This is a genomic window from Bacillota bacterium (genome assembly GCA_012839765.1).
Taxonomy (GTDB): Bacteria; Bacillota; Limnochordia; order DUMW01; family DUMW01; genus DUMW01.
Genome location: DUMW01000039.1, coordinates 1 through 17,208 on the forward strand (window position 1 = coordinate 1; position 17,208 = coordinate 17,208).

Genomic DNA, 17,208 nt, shown 5'->3' on the forward strand with positions numbered 1-17,208 from the left:
CTCAGCCAAGTATGGATGGTGTTGGGAGAAATCTCATAGCGCCTGGCAACAAGTGCGACATTCCCTACTTCTTGGCACTCTTGAATGATCTTCTCCTTGAACTCATCAGAATACTGGCGTGACTTCCTTTGGAAACCCTCCCTGACTCAATGAGACAGGCTCCCTATCCTACAAAACAAAGGTATTCACCAAGTCTTAAAGTTCAATGCGTTTGCCTAGGCGGGCGGATTCATATGCGGCTTCAGCAACGGCCACTGCGGCAAGCCCCCCCTCGCCGCCGGTGGAGATTAATCGATCCTCTAGAATACTTTGCACAAACGCTTCAATCTCCGTATCCCACCCTCCACCTTGGCAGTCGGTAATCTCCGTCCACCCGGCGGCATAGTCATCCACGGCGAAAACCTTCGCCTGTCCCTGCTCTAAGTACAGGCGTAGGGGGGTGGAATAGTCGTTGATTAGGGTCCCTTCGGTGCCATAGAGCTCAAAACCAATAGCACCCGGTTTTGTGCTCCAGCCCACCTCGATGTAGCCGATCTTCTTGGGGCCGAATTCCAGAGTGAGCACCGCCGTATCCTCCACCGCTATGTCCTTCACGTAGGTACCACAGGTGGCCGTCACTGCAGTGACTTCGCCAAAGAACCAGCGCATCAGATCAATGGCGTGGATACCCATATCCAACAAGGCACCACCGTGGGCCCTTTGGGGATCAAAAAACCAATCGGTTTTGGCGGACCAGCTTTTGTAGGGTCCATCGTGGGAAAACCTAATCCGCATAATGTATGGTTCGCCGATGATACCCGCGTCCACCATCTCTTTAGCTTTGACATTATGATTCATAAACCGGTGGGTAAACCCCACGAAAAGCTTCTTCCCCGACTCCTCGCTGGCCCTTATCATAGCCTGGGCATCCGGGACACTGGTAGCCATGGGTTTTTCGCACAGTACGTGCTTGCCTGCCTTTAGGGCAGCAATGGTCTGCTCAGTGTGGAGGTAGTTGGGGGTACAAACGCTAACCACGTCGATATCCTCCCGGGCAACTAGTTCCCGCCAATCGCTGTAGCGGTCGTTCACACCGTACCTTTCTCCTACGTCCCTCAGGATCTGCATATCTATATCACACAGAGCCACCACCTCCACCAAATCAGGAAGGCGCTTGTATCCTGGCAAATGCACGTTTTCCGCAATGGCACCACAACCAATAATTCCCACTCGCAGTTTTCCCACAGATAAACACCCCGCTCATACATTGATATATACGTGCGGCAATACCACACTTTACCTTCTTTTTCCCCGGAAGTATAGAATGGTGGTTGCCCGATCAGGTATAACCGTTTAACCAAACATGGCAGATTTGCCCTCTACCCAGGACACCCTACTCCAGGTCTAACCTGAAAACAAGGCTGGTTTTCCGGCAAACAAAAGCAAAACACTAGGCACGAAAACGCGGGCCCCTGTACGATCCACAGGACTGACGCACCACCAACTCCGGTTGGATCACTACGCTGGAGACGTCCTTTTGCTCGATCTGTTTAAGAAGCAGCCGCACCGCAGCAGCGCCTAGGTCAGCCTTGGGCTGATGGACAGTGGTTAAAGCTGCGGGCATGAATTTTGCGATGGCCAGATCATCGTACCCTACCACCGCCACATCTTCCGGTACCCGCAGACCCCGGTCCAAGACAGCCTGCATCGCTCCCCACGCGGACATATCGTCACAGGCGAAGACCGCGGTGGGTGGGTTATGACTGTCCAAGAGCTTTTCCATGGCTTCATACCCGCTTTGCCAATCATAGTGGCAGGGCACTACCAGTTCTGGAAGCAGGGATACACCAGCCACTTCTAAGGCCAACCTGTATCCTTGGAATCTTTCCTGACCTTCCCTGGTGCGTTGCTCATGAAAGTGGGCGATTCGGGTATGACCCAATTCCAACAGGTGTTTTGTGGCCATATAGCCCCCGGCCTCATTATCTACCAGAACGTAAGGCGAGTTCACCTGGGGATGGTTGGAACACAACTGCACGATTTTAATCCCCCGGTGGATGAGGTCATTGAGGTATTCTATCCCCTCGCGGCTAGAACAGAAAGAGGAAGCCCCAGGCATGTAGATGATTCCATCTACCCGCTTGCGCCGCAGCGCTTCAAACCCGGCCTTTTCCTTAGTGACACTATCACCAGTGCTGTAAAACAGTAGGCTGTAATCAGATTTGTCCGCCTCATCCTGGATTCCTTGGACAATCTCCGCCATGAAGGAAGCAGCAAGACTGGAAACCACAACGCCCAGCAGGAACGTCTGTTTCCGGGCCAAGGCCCGGGCACTGACGTTAGGTTCATAGTTGAGCCTCTTAATGGCTGCGAGCACCCGCTTACGGGTAGCGTCACTCACCCTCTGCTGGTATGTGTTGTTGATCACCCGGGAAACGGTACATACTGAAACCCCCGCTTCCTTGGCAACGTCTTTCAATGATACCATTACCGCGTTCCTCCAAATGCTGCTAAGGTTAAACACTTATACCTAATTCTAAAACACCCATTCCTCAAGATCAAGAAGCTTACTCACCAAATAACGCATAATCTCTGCTTTGAACATCGACACAGCCTCTCCAGCACCGACAGTCTTTATTAGTTTAGTTTGCTAAACTCCCTGTGCGGAAAAGCAAAGGTCGGATGCTTTCCTTAAAGAAGCGAAGCTTTCAATATGACGCGCTAGGGGGTACCGGCGGAAAAACCGCCGGCATCCTGCCAAATCTAGCTCAGGTTATTCTCCCGCCAACAGGGCATTAATCCGAGCATCAAGGTTACTAATCATGGTCGAGACGGGAGTCTTGTCCTGTTCAAAGCATAGATTCCACTCTTCCAAGAAGATCCGATCGATGTCGCTAGCTACAGCGGGATCCTGCACCCGGTTGAATACGAACTCTGCATCTTTGAGGAAGGCCAACTTGTTCACACCGGGAATAGGATTGTTCAGCCAGTCGTCGGAAGCGGCCACTTCATGTACAGCGGGAATCTGGAAGTTAGGGGCGAGGATCCGCTGGATATCTGGGCGTACCAGGAATTTCAAGAACGCCCAGGCCACCTCGGGGTGCTTCGTTTGAGCGCCAATCTTGACACCGTCCACCGCACCGATGACAGACCGCGCCCTGTACTGGGGAGCACGATGGACAGTCCACTTGAAGGATACCTACACCCTCCCGGGCAAACTGACCCACCCGGGCCGGCCAATGGGTAAGCATGGAGACTTCACCCAGCATGAACATGGTAATCGTTCCACCGGTCAGTTCCCAGGGTTTGGGTGCCACCCCGTATTCCCACCGGAGATCGTACAGAAACTGCATGGCCTCGGTAACCTCTGGACTGCTGAACGTGGCTTTGGTGGGGGCAGCCCAATCATCAAAGGGGAGACCTCCGGCCTGGATCATCCACGGTAGAATCTCATGAAGAGCATTGGCCTGCACCGCATAGGCCCCCCGGACCATTTTGTCACCGTCATACACCACCAGGCGTCGGGCAAGGCTGAGGAAATCGTCCCAGGTCCAATCCTCATCGGGCAAAGCCAAGCCGGAGCTTTCAAAATGGTCGATGTTCAGATACCAGTCGGCCAGGGCTACGGACATGGGAATGGTGTACCGTTTCCCGCTGTAAAGGCTCATCTCCCACAGACCCGGTAACAAAGAGTTTCTTACTTGTTCTATTTCGGGATCATTTGCCACCAATTCGCTGACCTCTAAAAGACAGTCTCCATCAATGAGAGCATAGGCCACGGAGTCATCTCCACCGATGAGATCCGGACCGATCCCACCGGCAAAGGCCACCAAAGCTTTGTCCTTCAAGTCTACGGGGCCTGTAGCCGGTTGAAAGTCGATGGTAACACCGGGATTCTCCGCCTCAAATATCTCGATTGCTTCCCGGTAAGCATCTAGTAGACTGTCAGGACCGAAAGTCATAAAGGTGAGTTTCACACTTTCTCCAAAGGCTACCGCAGATGACACCAACAAGACCAACAGAGCAACCGATACTAATCGCCTATAAAACTGCACCTTTCTTCATCTCCTTCTTTAGTAATATTTGTTTGAATAATAAAGCTGAAAAGCTTTGAATCTTTCTCGTCCCCCCCCTTCTCCACGGTGGTACCTTCCTGGTCTCGGATACGTCCTTTCCGAGGCTTACCCAAGCTTCACGCTACTTCAAAGCCGCCAATGGGAAACGACAGACCACAATATCCTCCTTATAGACCGAATAGATGACATATCCCATGTTGTCCACAGTTATAAAGTGGGGATAACCGTAACGTCCCCCTTTGTGCAGACCAGGCAGCCGGGGACTACCACAGGGCTCACTGCCTAGGATGTAGTGGCGGTCAAACAGGCGGCCATCATCACTTAAGGCCAACACAAGGGGGGTACGGGCGCCACGGGGATCCGGTGTACTCAGGGCGTAGAACCTACCGTCGTAAAGACGACCAAATTGGTGCTTGCTGTTGCCATCAACATAGGAAGTAGGGCTGGGTTCTGACCAAGTAACCCCCTGGTCGAAGCTTGTGGAAACGGCCAAGTAATGCTCCTGTGTCCGCAGCATCATATGTAAAACACCATCATCGGTCTCAAAGAAGGAACCTTCACAAAACTTACCCCGATCCCCCCGATATCGGCAACCCTTATGGAAACCCTCAGGATCGTCGACATACCACTGGGGAAGCCGTGGTACTCCGGCGATCTGCCAGCCTTGCAAACCCAGAGGATCTTCGGTGTAGGGGAACCAGAGGTTTCCGGTCATGATTAGTCGGCCTGTACTAGTGGGCACCGGCCCCCAGTTGGGGACGAAGCGATCCACCACCACCTGGGGTTCTTCCCAGGTGGCGCCCATATCTTTGGAAACCCGGGCGCCGCAATAGGTCTTCTGGTGCCACCATTCCTCTTGGGGGGCTTCCCCTGCCCCCTTTGGCTGCCGACGACCATTCACCAATCCCGCCTGGGTGAACTCGTAGTGACCGTAGTAGGCAATGAGTAGACCCCCTACTGCCCGAAGGCCGCCGTTTGTAATGACCCCTGGGGCAAACTCTCCGGTGGCAGATTCCATAACGGTCCTGGGCGGACTCCAGGTTATCCCTCCGTCCTCGGATACCGACATCACCATCCTTTGGCCCACATCGTCCTCGTCCCGTTCTCCACAGGACCAGGTGGCATACAGCCGACCGAAGGCAGCTGTAAGCTGGGGATGATGGCTAAAGGCTGCTCCTTCGGTACCTTGGAACACCACCGTACAGTCGGTCTCAAGGAAAACCGGTTCCCTTTGACCCCAAAGGTTGGTAATCGGTGAAGGCGGGGTCTTGGTAGGACCGTTCTGCATATCTACCACTCCTTTCGTGAAATCAAATTCTACTGCAGGTATACCACGCATCGAGGGCCCGTAGCACCTGGGGTTCGAGCTTTACTGGCCAGCGGGTATAAAGGGGGAACTCCATTCCCCGGAGATGCACAACATACTTGGCCGCCTGTGGATGCCCCCGAATAAGGAGGGAGTCAAGGAAGACTAGCTCCCTGTGTAACACAGCGGCTATTTCATCCTTCTGAGTGACAGCCCACCAAAAACGAACAACCAAATCGGTATAGCAGGTGGAGGTGATGGTCATTATTCCCCCAGCCCCAGCCGCAATGGCATCACGAGCAAAGGGCGTATTAGCCTGATAAACAATCGCTTTGGGCGCTGAATTAATCTTGGCGGTAATACCCTCCATGGTACAAGTGGTATCTTTGATTCCCACCGCTCCTCGAGCCACTAACCGGGTGAAGACTTCTACGGGCAACAGGTGGGGTTCCACCTGGGGCCATTCGTAAAGGAAGACAGGCACCGGCGAAGCTTCGATAAGAGCGGTGAAATACTCCTCCAGCTTAACCACATCCAGCGCCAAACCGTCATAGGGAACCAAGACAACACCAGAAACACCAGTGGCGACCATTCTATCCAGTTCCTCCCGATGCCTTTCGGGATCGGGATGGAGATTGGCCACCGCCAAAACCCGAACATCCTTCGCCCGGAACACGGCTCTTTCTGCCAACGCCAAGCGCTCCTGCAAATTGAGCCACTTCATCTCGCTGGAACCGCACACGGCGAAAAGCCCATGGGGTTTCTGGGACAATTGCCAATCCACATAGGCATCGTATGTATACCAATCGATGCCTTTGTCAGCATCGAATGGGGTGAGAAGCAAGCTCATCACGCCCCGAAACAACTCTGCTTCCCCGCTTGTCTTCTGCCGTTTACCGTCCATTTCCTCAACACCTGCTTCTCTTGCGGTTCCCTCGTCCCGTTTCACATAGGCAGTCCGAGGACCACGATTCTCAATCGTCGATAACCAATCGGTTATCCCGTGATTATTGTCGAATTTATAGCTAACCTATTCTAGTATTATGGCCCGGTTTGGTATATCCGCTTAACTCATTACTTATGCTGTGGCTATTCCAAATCCTCCTTTTAGGATCAGTCTTCTTTCGATTCCATTCCGAGTTCGCAGGCAAGGGTAAGGTATCCTCACTCGCCCTAGTTTTCTCAGTTCAATTGGTCACGGCCTTTTTCTGAGCCGGTACGACCCCACGAATCTCGTAGAAGGCCACGCCGTGACCTGGCAAGTAATCGGAAATCTCCAGGATTCCATCTTGGATCGACACTTTCAACACCGTCGACCTTAGTTGGCTGAGCTCATAGTAAACAGGCTCCCGAGTACGCCAGAACTCCTGGTCCGCTGGGTTCCGCAACACCTCCGGAATCTCCACAGAATACTTGGACCAGTTGTTATAGTCGGAATCGGTAAGCCCCCGTTCCCTCTCGTCAGCCTCCCAGGCCGGCCACCAGTTAGCATGGTCATCATCAACTCGCCATAATTCCAAGGTAACTGTCCCACCATCGACCGCGGCGATGTTGCGAATCTCCATGATCACTTCGTCGTCGATACGGGAGAAAGGATCCCGCTGCACGTTATACACCAAAAGGCGCAGGGTTTGGGTCTCGGCATCGTAGGAAGCCAGTCCATCAATATCCACATGGGTATGTTCTGAACGGCACACCACTTCACCGCCTATGCGGGTATCACCCACCATGCGGTAGGTCAGATTGGCAATATTACTCCCAATGGCATTGGCACCGCCCCAGGTGCCGCCGGTAGACAGGCTCCACAATGCGAACCAATCGATGTCATGGTCCACCAGTACCTTAAACAACTTAGCATCGGCAGCTCCCTGGGCCGACAGGTTTAAAGCCGCCGAGACAAGAGGTTTAGAATCCCATCCCTGCAGTATGCGGCCCTCGTCAACACCGTAGCGCAGACCCGCAAGACCCACCTCTTCGGCCTTTTCCCGGACCAAGCTCACGGTTTCAATAAGCTTAGCATGATCCAAACCGCGCAGTGTCCGATCATAGAAGGAAACGGCCAGAAAGTCTATTTGGGTACCGACCGCTCCGGTCCTATGATTCACACCCCGGGCCACATGTTCGATGAACTCCCGCTCATCCCAATAGCCCTCGAGGACGCTCATACTGTGGGCACCCACGATGACGTTTTCCGGGCCCAGCACATCCTCCAAGGCAGCCACGGTATAGTCATAAAGCTTAAAGTACGCTATTTTCGTCTCTTCCGGCGTGCCGGCGTCGAACCAGGCTTTGTTCTCATACTCGGTGAGTACACCCCACATCCAGGTCTTCACCTCATCGATGCCGAACTCCTTGACCAAGTCCTCCGCTAAAGCCTTAATATACCGATAGTAGATCTCATAGTCGTCGGGGGGACGCAAATTGGCCCCAAATTCCACACCGATCACCGGAGGTGAACTATACTTCTCAGGGACGTTACCCGTCTTAATGTACGGCTTCAGGCCCTGTCGCAGCACCTGACGGATCGCGTCCTTCAGTTTCTCGAAGTTGTAATCCCACCATACATTTCGGTTGTATGGATCGTTAAAAAGATCCCGCCAGTCAACACCACCGGTAGCCGTCATCAGTTGTACGGTCTCGACGAAGGGAAAGTTTGATGCCATATAATCTTCGGGCTGTTCGGCTGCATCGCTTCGCCAGGTGGGATCATAAAACCAACTGTTTAATACACTAAACTTGTTTTCGATGGTCCTTCCCTGATCCTGCATGTCAAATATCAAATACGACGCTGCCTCGGCACCGACTCTGGAAACAATGAGCATACCGAAAACCAATAGGCCTATGATAGCGACCAGTCTAAAGTGTCCGCTCCCTGCTTTTACCATCATCCATGCCCCTCACTTTCCAAAAACCTCAGTGGAGACTCTAAACCCGTTTGTCCACACACTATGTGGACCTTGGAATCCTCCCTTTTCTTGACTCGGCTGTTTTCTCTGCTCCCGCACCCAGCTCCTACGGCAACGGTTCCCGGGTCGTTCAGCTTATTCTGAACACATAACCATGCGCTTATACCTTATTATCATTGGATTTGGCCCGTGCGTTACCGGTGATTTTCCGTTCTGTAGGTATATCCGGTTAACCTAGTCTGCATATATTATTCGTTGCTTGCTTTCAAACTCCTTCCTAAAAGTACAATTTTTTCCACTAACGCGTAGAGAGTCTCCTTGATGACGGCGATGCTGCCTATAGTCGGTTTCCCCAGGTCAAAGTGGCAGCTTAAGTGACATCAAGCTTAACCATGAAAAACCCACCTGCAACTACTTATCACCTTGCCACTGGGAAGGAGGCACACCAACGACTTCCTTGTAAACCCGGGAGAAATGGGACAGACTCTTGAAGCCACATTCTTCGGCAATGTCCGTTAAGGGGAGGTTGGTCTCAGCAATCAGGTGCTGAGCCTTGGTAATCCGCATCATGCGCACATACTGTTGAACGGTAAGACCTGTTTGCCGTTTGAAGGTACGGGACAGATGTTCTGGACTAACATTGAAGACGCTGGCAAGATGGCTTACTTGTATTGATTCATCCAAGTGCTGATGGATGTATTCCTGGACGGCAGCCACAGGATCCCGATCCCAACTCAGCTGACGGTGCAGAACCGATCCCTGTTGGTTTTGACCAAGGTAACTGCGATAGATCAAAGCGATCAGTTGGTTAAGCAGACCACAGAGCATGGAGGACCGGGCCGGCCGGCTGTTGTTGAACTCATCGGCCAAAGCTAGAAAAAGACCCTTTACTTCCTCACCTCCTCCCTTCGAGGGAAAGGATAGGCTAATAGGGAAACTCCTCCTCAGTTCCTCCAGGACCAGCATCTCCAGCCACATGTTTCCTGTTCTCCCATCGGGGGCAAATAGGACCACCACCCGGTCGAAGGGCCCATCGGAGATGACCCGGTGGGGTGTGGATGCGTCGAACATGATCAGCGACCATTTGTTATGGCTGTACGATTGGTCCTCGATATAGAACGTAGAGTATCCTTGACAGGCAAAGTGGATCTCAATACCCGGCTGCTTGTGCATCGGCGTCCGGTAATCTATATTCCCATCGTGCCGCACGAAGATGGGAAACCGACGAAGCACCGTCAGCCAATATGACGGCAAGAGTTCATGGAAGACCAAGAAAAATCACCCGCAAAGTTAGAATCGATAAGCCCTACCACCCACTAGACAGTAGCATAATATCTTCGCTCAGCAAAGAGGGCTTCCCTCCCTGGACACCTGCCCATCTTTCTGGTAGCCAAAGATACCCTCGTCTAAACCAACTCCGAAAGCCGAAGAAAAGGGCTGTACCCTGATCCCAATACGCGTTGGTTGAAGCGCCTGCCCTAGCAAAGGTTCATGAAAACCAAGGAGACTCACCCGCAAAGCAAGAATTAGCGACCTTCCATCGTCCACAGCGCAGTAGTTCAGTATTCTCGCTAGTAAACGAAGACTTTCCTTCTGGAATAACTGGCCAGTTTTGCGATCGCCTGGGATATTCCTCTTCGGTGTCGTGTTTAACCCTTCTGGGTTATAACTCATCAAATAACTCCTAAGGGTTAACACCGCACCGGGAGGATTTTCCCTGGGGGAAGACGAAATTAACTTAGAACCGTTAAAAGTTCGTTTTTAACTTCATGGAGTTAATCGAAACCAAGGGGGGCATGGCTATGTCCTTGTTCATCTCCACAACGGTATTGATCACCCTATGTCTGTGGACCGAATATGGCCTCAAGCAATGGTTCGAGCCGGTATTCGCCTTGAATCCCCCCGGGTACACCCTTTACCTCGGCTACCGCATCACCCACGGCGCCGTCCTCGCCCTATTGTTGTTTTTCGCCTATCGACCTAGTTGGTGGTTCCTGCCGATCATCCTCCTCACCTGCAGCCTCGGTAGTACCGAGCTGCTCATCACGCCGGTCCAAGGACTGATGCAAAAACAATACGGGATCCGCTGCCGGTGGTTATACTTCCTGCCCATGCTGGGCATAGTCCTTTTAGGGCTAATCCTCGGCCCGACGGCGAAGTTGCAGCTCTCCTTTACCATGGAGCAACTCCTTGATGGCACCGGAGCTCTTGCGGTGCTTTACCTTTGTACATACATTCTCCTAGCCCAACCTGCTAACTTCGTCATTCGCTGGCTGGTGGACAAGGCCGACGATTTACTACTACCCGAGATGGTTCCGCAATCTATCCTGGAGAGAGCAGGGCAGTTGGAGATGGCTGCCACTTCCGAATCCCGAGGGCTTAACACCCTACAAGCAGGGCGGGTTATCGGTGTTTTGGAACGCTGGATCATCTGCACCTTGGTGCTAGTCTCTCAGTACGGGCTGATTGGACTTGTCCTCACCGCCAAATCGGTGGCCCGATTCAAACAGATCCAGGAGGAAGCCACCTTCGCAGAATACTATCTCATGGGCACCCTTTACAGCACCCTAATCGCCCTTGTGGCCGGTATTCTCGTATCAGGTTTTGGAAGTAGGTGAAACCCAGTGAACTACTATCTGGCCATGAAACTGGACTTGGTCGGCTCCCGCAAATTACCCAACCGGAGTCAAGCCCAGGAGAAACTAGTGACGGGGGTAAACGAGGTTAACAGGAGATTCGCATCATCCTTAGCCGCCGAATTCATTGTGACCCACGGGGATGAAATCCAAGGGCTTTTATTCCCCGATGCCCACAAAGCAACGTGGGACATCGTCGAATTCTTCATCGATTTTCTGCTGCCTATCGAGACCCGTTTCGGCATCGGGTATGGTTCCTTGAGCACCAAACTACAAAAACAGGCCATTGGCATGGACGGTCCGGCGTGGTACAGGGCCCAACAGGCCATCACCAATGCCAAAAGGGAACGTGCCACCATTGAACTAGCCGGATTCGGCGAGCCGTGGGATCGCACCGCCACCGCCCTCGGAAATCTCCTGTGCTGTTTACGGATGCGATGGACGGAGCAACAACGCCGGGTGGTTAAACTCCTCGAAGAGCATGGTACCCAAAGGATCGTGGCTGAGCTTCTAGGCATTTCCAACGCGGCTGTTTCCAAACACCTCGCCACCGCCGAATGGCGTCACTACCAAAGGGGACGGGAAGCCCTCCTTCTCCTTCTGGCCCAGGGAACCCTGAGACTCTGAATCAGCAGCGGTTGGATTGCCCGGTCAATGAAGTTGAGGCTGCTTTTCACGTTTCCGAGCCGAAACCAGATGGTCACAGCAGCGGATTGCAAGCAGACAATGCCCAAAGGCCGGAGAATCTTAGCCTTGGCTTTGCACCCACGGATAAGTCCAAAAGACTGTAGACGCTGTACCTCATGACTCCTACTACTCCTTCATAGTTGCACCGCTCTTGAGATCTCTGGATATCGAAATGGCTTCACTGAATTGAGTCGCAATGCCTGTCGGTACTGACCGGAATGCACACGGCGATTAAAACTTGCCAACGTATGTAGCCCCCATATCTCAGATAACCAAAATCCTATGTGCGAAGGAAGCAAAGGTCCTTCATTCGAGGAAGCTTCCCCGAATGAAGGACCCGTAACACCTCTGCTCGGTTCGTCGGATATGACTGTCTTGTTAGTAAACTCGGATCTCGTAAAGTCCCACCCGGGGAGCACCGTTTGTCTTATGAAAAATCACCTTAATCCCGTCGGCCTGGACCGGATCGAAGGTCAAACGGTTCACCCGCTGGTAGTTGCCTGTCACTTCGGTGAGTTTGTATTCCTTCCCATCCCGCAGGTAGTACACCGCGTAATCACGGACCACCTCGGGAATGGTGTTTTGTTCATACTCCACCTCAATGTTGTTGATCCGTGCATTCAGGTTCGAATCGAAGGTGAAGCAAATCTCCCGGATCTCCTCGGTCCCATCAAACTCCAACGTCACGTACTCACCGGTAACCCGATCCGCCGAGGCCCACAGATTGGGCAGCCCATAGGGCCGGTGGTATCCATTGGTGATATTGCTGGCCCCATAGATGTCCTGATCGGGGGTAACCTGGAAACAGGGCGAGTGTTTCATACTCCGCCAGAGGTACTCTTTCCTCTGCAGGGTAATGGCATCCCAGATGGTGGGACTTTGGATCGCGTGTCTGCTCAGTAACAAGACCCCCGGCAATTGCTTGGTGGTAACCCCCAGGCAGACCTGAGGGTTTGCTCCCAGTTCAACAAACATATTCTTCCCACCGAAATCGTGACCTACGGGAATCTCTATCCAGTGGAAGTCTGCACTGGCGGCGAGGGAAAGCTCTCCGCTGGTCACAAGCACGTCAGGGCTATAATTCTCCTTCTTCCCACTGCTATAGACCTTGTAGGCAAGCTTGGTGTCTTCCGCCACTCGCGCCAAGAACTTGACACTATCCACCTGGTCCTTGGCAGGCAAAATTACCCCAAGATCCCGATCAGCCACAACGTAGTTTTCTGCTTCCTTCAGGGCAAACTCCAAAGTGGAAGATACGGTTACCTTGGCCTTCGGGGCCTTGTCCTGGGGATCTTCGTTCCGGTGTCCAATCACATACTGGTCATGGGCTAACAGCAGCTGCTGCAGCTCCTTCATATGCTTCTCGTAGATGCCCCGGGGAGTGGTGTTGTGCTTGATGCACAGGTACGCGGCAATACCCACCGCTTGGGCTAAGGTGCACAGGGTGGCCATGACCCGGGTGCTGCCAAAGGCCACGTGGCTAGTGGACATACACCGTCCGGCCATGAACAGGTTCTCCACATTCTTAGAATATCCGGTGCGGTAAGGTATCTGGTAGATGCCTTTGAGGAAATAGTGTTTGTTGATGACTTCCTTGGAGAAGAAACCGTCGATGGCGTGCAGGTCGATAGACCAGCCACCGTGGCCCACCACATCCTCGAAGTCCCGCTGTTCCACCAAGTCCTTCTCGGTGAGAATGTAATCTCCCATCAGCCGGCGGGACTCCCGCTTTCCTGGGATACAGGCCACGTATTCCAGATCATAGGTCTCACTGTCATATTTCCCGCTATTCTTGATATAATCCCAAATCCCGTAGACCAGTTCCCGGTGCATCTGCATAACCTTTTCGCTGTTTTCGATCTGGTTGAAGCGTCCCGGGATTTCGTAGTACCATTGGAAACGATAGGTATCCATCCGGAAGGTCCGGTTCTTGGTGCGCTCTGGAATCCGCCGGTACTGGAGGATGTCGGTGGCAGCCAGATCTAAGGCAAAGTCCGGCCGCTTAAAGGGCACAGGCCGTCCCGTATCCCGGGCGTAGAAGGTTAGAGTACTGGGCAAGACCGCCTCGTCCGCCTCCTCGGGGGCAATGCCCTCGTCAAACTCAGCCCTAGCTTCCCGACCCATCCGATGTTCGGCTCCGGCCAAGTATCCCACGGTACCGTCCCCTGTGTTGTCAACGAAGAAACGTCCGTAGAAGTCGAAGCGTTTTTCGCTCCCCTGCTGGGACCCCGAAACGTATACGATCCGGTCGCCATCAGTCTCCACACAGTCAATATTGGTATTCAAAAACAACTCGATATTCTCTTCCCGACCGATGAAATCAAACAGCACCGTTTCCCACACATAGGGGTTGCCCTGGGGGTTGCGGTGGAGGTTCTCCAGGCGAATCTCCTCCAGGATCCCCGTCTCCCGGGCATAGAAGTTAAACTCTTCACTACCATCGGCGCCACTTACGGTAACCCTGATCTCAGGGCTGGCATTTCCTCCCAAAACACCGCGGTTGTTGACCAAGGCCACCGAAAGACCCAGCCGTGCCGCTTGGATGGCGGCGCAGATCCCCGGCATACCAGCCCCAATCACAATCAAATCCTTAGTCACCTTGTGTCTTGCAAACTCCATCATGTTTTCTCCCTTCACCTAAGCAAGCTCCAAACTGATAACCTTGAACACTGAAAAACTGTTTTAGTCATTATCCTGGGGACAATGCTAGCAAAGGTCCCTTGACCCTGGATCCGTGAAAGATCCGCTAGTCCCAAAAGAAACCCCGGGGCAGAACTCCACCCGCCGGTTCCTTTAGTTCAGCCGGTGACAACTCAACACCGGACAAGCCAAAAGAGCCGGTTTTTTGGGTCTTAGGAGAAAGCATCGGAATCCCGAGTTTTTCCCCTTTCTCCCCACGGTTCCTTGCTCTTTTCATTTTTCCCTGTTTCGGAACGAACTAGGCAGAAATAAGCTGCGACGTCCTGGTCGGGACGGCGGCAAGTTGGTGGATTGGCGGGCTACCCCACCAATCCACCAACTGTCAGCTCAATAAGCCGCAGCTAAACCTTAGTTCCATTCGTCAAACAGCCTCTGCAGCTGCCGGTGAGCCTCGGTAACTGCGCTTTGCGGATCCATACCTTCTTGGATCACACTGGTAACCATATCGAAGAGAACCCGGTTGGTCTCGGAGGGAGCTGAAGGCAAGGGGATGGCACTCTCAAACCCTTGGATAATCACCGGCCAGTAGGGATTCATGTTGAAGTATTCCGGATCCCGGTTAAACTCCATGACCGCCGACGGCCGGGCCTGTTGCAGGGTGAACCAACCGGCCCCCTCTTGGGCCATGGTCATGAACTTAACAAACTCCCAGGCTGCTTCCTTGTGCTTGCTAGCGGTGGAGATCCCATAGCCCCAACTAGCCCCCGCATAGGCCCGAAACTCTTGGTCGTTGTGCGGGCGCAGACCGATACCCGTGTCAACCAAGCGGTTTTGGGCCTGGAAGTAGGTCCAGGGACCACTGAGACACATGGCCGCGGTTTCCGTCAGGAACGACTCCTCCGCATTCCCACCACCAACCATCGAGTAGAAGACGTTGATGCTACTATAGGTACGATTGATCTCGTTGGTGAAATCCAGCATCCACTGCAGGGTATCGACGCCCGCCGGGGTGTTAAACAACACTTCCTGACCGTCCCAGGCCAAAGCGCCATTGTTCACCATCCACTCCAGCACTTGCGCCGCCCGTCCATCAACGTAAGGATGACCCACCACATCAACACCCATGCGGGTGATGCGATCACCGTCAAAACGCATCAATTTGCGGGCGTAGTCTTCCAGCTCCCGCCAGGTTTCCGGCGCCCGCCGACTGTCCAGTCCCACCTCTTCAAACATGGTTTTGTTGTAATACAGCAGGTTGTTTTGCGGACCACCCAACTGGGGCAAGTAGTAGATACTCCCCCGGTCCTCAATCAAGGGAATGATAAAGGGATAGAAGATCTCATCAAGCTGCAGTCCTTCCCTCTCGATGAACTCATTCAAAGGGATGAGAGCACCGAGCCGGCCCAATTCGATGGATTCAGCCCCCACCATCACCACATCGGCCGTCGTCTCCGACGCTGCTCCCAACAGGATCTTTTGGTACCGTTCACCGGCGGTGAGCAGCTGATGCTCCACCTTGATATCCGGATGCAGCCGTTCAAACTCCTCGATCACATAATCCACCAAAGGCAAGCGGTCGCCACCCCAAATGTGCCAGAAGGTGATGGTCACCGGTTCTGCCCAGGCGGGCACACACTGCAGAGCAACCAACAGGCAAAGAAACAGTACAGCTCTTCGCATTACTTCTCTTCCTCCTTGCGTTAACGCATAGGCTTCACCTACTCACCAAATTTCCCGTACGAGCAATCACTATGACTTGGAACTCTAACTCCTCACCTCCCTTCGGAATAGTGAATCCATAGGATTACTTCCTACAGTCAATCACCACCGGACCCCTTCAAAGGACCGATAATCAACTACGCCACTTCGGTAAGACCAAGTTGTTGGAGAGGTAGCATAGACAAAGGGCCACCATCTGCAGGAACACCTCCCCGCTTCCAATTCGAACTTGTCCCGATATTGCCAAGCGGTGCATCGATACCGTAGAGAACAAAGGAGGTGTGAGAACTATAGCCGTCGGTTTTAAGGGTAAAGCAACGGGCACCTTGTTGTGTGTCGAAATCAGGGCTACGCACCCATCGCGGCCAAACACAGGAACTCCGGAATATGTACCGCTCTTCCTGTTTCCTAGTCTTCCTCCGACTGTTCATTCTGTTACACAAGTTGCACCAAGAGACCCGCAAGTCAATACTTCGACGTTTCATGTCTATTACCTTCTTCTCCAGTGAGAATCCGAACATAGTTTCCAAGGAATGCATTGTTCCAAGAAAGGTCCTTGTTTCACAATAGGAAACTGGTGAAACACGAGCACCGGATCCGCGCAGGAGTACACAAGAAAAACCAGACAGGGCCTTGCAGCGGGTATCTCTTATCAGTGAAGGGAAGACACTCTTGTAGAAGAGGGAAGCACACCCCAGGTCCGGGATCACCGGGCCAAGTCAACTGCTGCCAGGAGCCTTCATCGGGTCCTGGCCCTGGATATTCCCTCTTCAGGCAGACCTAGAAAGACATGCCCATCCTTCGGGAAAGGGACAACCCTGGTCTTCCCTCTTCGCCAACCCCTCCTCAAGTCCTCAGCTTTCCAGCAACAACGCAGCAGAGTAACAAAAACCCGTCTGGGCCTATTGGGCCAGTTTTGCTTGTTTTCTCTGTTCCAGGGGATACGACGATCGTACATCTAGATCTAAAGCTTCGAGAAGAACTTAGCCATCTTTCCCACCAGAAGGAGGGTCGACAGAGGGAAGAGCAAGGGAGTTATGAGGCGGGATCTGCGAAACAGGATCGTAAACGTCAAAGCTGACCCACATAGCACCAGCTTGGTTATGGTGGGATAATTGAAGCATCATGACTAAGCGAGGTGACTGGTGTGGTGACCCAAGACAAACGTCAGCTTTGGGAAGAACGTGTGAGAGCATACCTTGCCAGCGGTCAGACGCAGAAGACGTGGTGCTTGGAACAGGGGTTGTCTGTACATCAAC

General features: G+C 53.0%; 13 protein-coding genes. 2 read left to right on the forward strand and 11 right to left on the reverse strand.

The genetic code is table 11. The features are described from left to right. The 9 genes from GXX57_04010 to GXX57_04050 all read right to left on the reverse strand — a co-directional run. A partial coding sequence (locus tag GXX57_04010) for a transposase (GenBank protein ID HHV43817.1) occupies positions 1-89 on the reverse strand: 89 nt, incomplete at its 3' end. Positions 90-195: 106 nt separating this feature from the next. Beyond that, positions 196-1,224, reverse strand: a complete 1,029-nt coding sequence (locus GXX57_04015; protein HHV43818.1) for a Gfo/Idh/MocA family oxidoreductase — start codon at positions 1,222-1,224, stop codon at positions 196-198. 205 nt (positions 1,225-1,429) lie between these two features. Beyond that, positions 1,430-2,467 (reverse strand): LacI family transcriptional regulator, encoded by a 1,038-nt coding sequence (locus GXX57_04020; GenBank protein ID HHV43819.1) that lies wholly within the window; start codon positions 2,465-2,467, stop codon positions 1,430-1,432. A gap of 285 nt (positions 2,468-2,752) precedes the next feature. After that, positions 2,753-3,058: a hypothetical protein gene (locus GXX57_04025; protein ID HHV43820.1), complete on the reverse strand. Its 306-nt coding sequence runs from the start codon at positions 3,056-3,058 to the stop codon at positions 2,753-2,755. Further along, positions 3,012-4,034: an extracellular solute-binding protein gene (locus GXX57_04030; GenBank protein ID HHV43821.1), complete on the reverse strand. Its 1,023-nt coding sequence runs from the start codon at positions 4,032-4,034 to the stop codon at positions 3,012-3,014. Before GXX57_04030 ends, GXX57_04025 begins: the two co-directional genes overlap by 47 nt. Before the next feature lie 142 nt (positions 4,035-4,176). Beyond that, on the reverse strand, positions 4,177-5,343 hold the full coding sequence (locus tag GXX57_04035; protein ID HHV43822.1) for a hypothetical protein: 1,167 nt from the start codon (positions 5,341-5,343) through the stop codon (positions 4,177-4,179). A gap of 22 nt (positions 5,344-5,365) precedes the next feature. Then, entirely contained in the window at positions 5,366-6,265 is a 900-nt protein-coding gene (locus tag GXX57_04040; GenBank protein ID HHV43823.1) for a dihydrodipicolinate synthase family protein, read from the reverse strand. 283 nt (positions 6,266-6,548) lie between these two features. Then, positions 6,549-8,249, reverse strand: a complete 1,701-nt coding sequence (locus tag GXX57_04045; protein HHV43824.1) for a hypothetical protein — start codon at positions 8,247-8,249, stop codon at positions 6,549-6,551. Positions 8,250-8,678: 429 nt separating this feature from the next. After that, entirely contained in the window at positions 8,679-9,539 is an 861-nt protein-coding gene (locus GXX57_04050) for a helix-turn-helix transcriptional regulator (protein ID HHV43825.1), read from the reverse strand. Positions 9,540-10,036: 497 nt separating this feature from the next. Between GXX57_04050 and GXX57_04055 the strand changes: the two genes are divergently transcribed. Both GXX57_04055 and GXX57_04060 read left to right on the forward strand, forming a co-directional pair. Next, positions 10,037-10,885 (forward strand): hypothetical protein, encoded by an 849-nt coding sequence (locus tag GXX57_04055; protein ID HHV43826.1) that lies wholly within the window; start codon positions 10,037-10,039, stop codon positions 10,883-10,885. Positions 10,886-10,891: 6 nt separating this feature from the next. Continuing rightward, the gene (locus tag GXX57_04060; protein HHV43827.1) at positions 10,892-11,530 is read left to right on the forward strand and encodes a hypothetical protein; all 639 of its coding nucleotides are present in this window, start codon (positions 10,892-10,894) and stop codon (positions 11,528-11,530) included. Positions 11,531-11,968: 438 nt separating this feature from the next. Here the strand turns inward: GXX57_04060 and GXX57_04065 are convergent, their stop codons facing one another. Together GXX57_04065 and GXX57_04070 are read right to left on the reverse strand one after the other, a co-directional pair. Further along, on the reverse strand, positions 11,969-14,209 hold the full coding sequence (locus GXX57_04065) for an FAD-dependent oxidoreductase (protein HHV43828.1): 2,241 nt from the start codon (positions 14,207-14,209) through the stop codon (positions 11,969-11,971). Positions 14,210-14,638: 429 nt separating this feature from the next. Then, positions 14,639-15,910 (reverse strand): extracellular solute-binding protein, encoded by a 1,272-nt coding sequence (locus GXX57_04070; GenBank protein ID HHV43829.1) that lies wholly within the window; start codon positions 15,908-15,910, stop codon positions 14,639-14,641. Positions 15,911-17,208 lie beyond the last annotated feature (1,298 nt).

Bases quoted from the DNA above. Each gene is read 5' to 3' on its own strand.
- GXX57_04020 (HHV43819.1), bottom strand. From the start codon at position 2,467: ATGGTATCATTGAAAGACGTTGCCAAGGAAGCGGGGGTTTCAGTATGT.
- GXX57_04035 (HHV43822.1), bottom strand. From the start codon at position 5,343: ATGCAGAACGGTCCTACCAAGACCCCGCCTTCACCGATTACCAACCTT.
- GXX57_04040 (HHV43823.1), bottom strand. From the start codon at position 6,265: ATGGACGGTAAACGGCAGAAGACAAGCGGGGAAGCAGAGTTGTTTCGG.
- GXX57_04045 (HHV43824.1), bottom strand. From the start codon at position 8,249: ATGATGGTAAAAGCAGGGAGCGGACACTTTAGACTGGTCGCTATCATA.
- GXX57_04055 (HHV43826.1), top strand. From the start codon at position 10,037: ATGGAGTTAATCGAAACCAAGGGGGGCATGGCTATGTCCTTGTTCATC.
- GXX57_04065 (HHV43828.1), bottom strand. From the start codon at position 14,209: ATGGAGTTTGCAAGACACAAGGTGACTAAGGATTTGATTGTGATTGGG.
- GXX57_04070 (HHV43829.1), bottom strand. From the start codon at position 15,910: ATGCGAAGAGCTGTACTGTTTCTTTGCCTGTTGGTTGCTCTGCAGTGT.